Below are 744 nucleotides of genomic sequence, written 5' to 3'. Positions count from 1 at the left end.
CTGAATGGCAAGACCGCAGTCGTCACGGGCGCCGCGAGCGGCATCGGCAAGGAAATCGCACTCGAGCTCGCCAAGGCGGGCGCGGCGGTCGCGATCGCCGACCTGAACCAGGACGGCGCGAACGCGGTCGCCGACGAGATCAACAAGGCAGGCGGCAAGGCGATCGGCGTCGCGATGGACGTGACGAACGAGGAAGCCGTGAACAGCGGCATCGACAAGGTTGCCGAAGCATTCGGCTCGGTCGACATCCTCGTGTCGAACGCCGGCATCCAGATCGTCAACCCGATCGAGAACTATTCGTTCTCCGACTGGAAGAAGATGCAGGCGATCCACGTCGACGGCGCATTCCTGACGACGAAGGCCGCGCTCAAGCACATGTACAAGGACGATCGCGGCGGCGTCGTGATCTACATGGGTTCGGTGCACTCGCATGAAGCGTCGCCGCTGAAGTCGGCATACGTGACGGCCAAGCACGGCCTGCTCGGCCTCGCCCGCGTGCTGGCGAAGGAAGGCGCGAAACACAACGTGCGCTCGCACGTCGTGTGTCCGGGCTTCGTGCGCACGCCGCTGGTCGACAAGCAGATTCCGGAGCAGGCGAAGGAGCTCGGCATCAGCGAAGAGGAAGTGATCAAGAAAGTGATGCTCGGCAACACGGTCGACGGCGTGTTCACGACGGTGCAGGACGTCGCGCAGACGGTGCTGTTCCTGTCGGCGTTCCCGAGCGCCGCGCTCACGGGCCAGTCG

Annotated in this window: 1 protein-coding gene; it reads left to right on the top strand. The window is 64.7% G+C overall.

Translation table 11 applies throughout. From position 1 onward, the window contains the following. Nucleotides 1-744: 3-hydroxybutyrate dehydrogenase (locus U5798_RS36890; protein ID WP_260435035.1), on the top strand; the 744-nt coding region annotated here is incomplete at both ends.

The organism is Burkholderia sp. BCC1972, from assembly GCF_905339605.1.
Classification (GTDB): Bacteria; Pseudomonadota; Gammaproteobacteria; order Burkholderiales; family Burkholderiaceae; genus Burkholderia.
The sequence above is the reverse complement of the archived record's forward strand: the minus strand, read 5'-3'. Positions and strand labels throughout refer to the sequence as shown.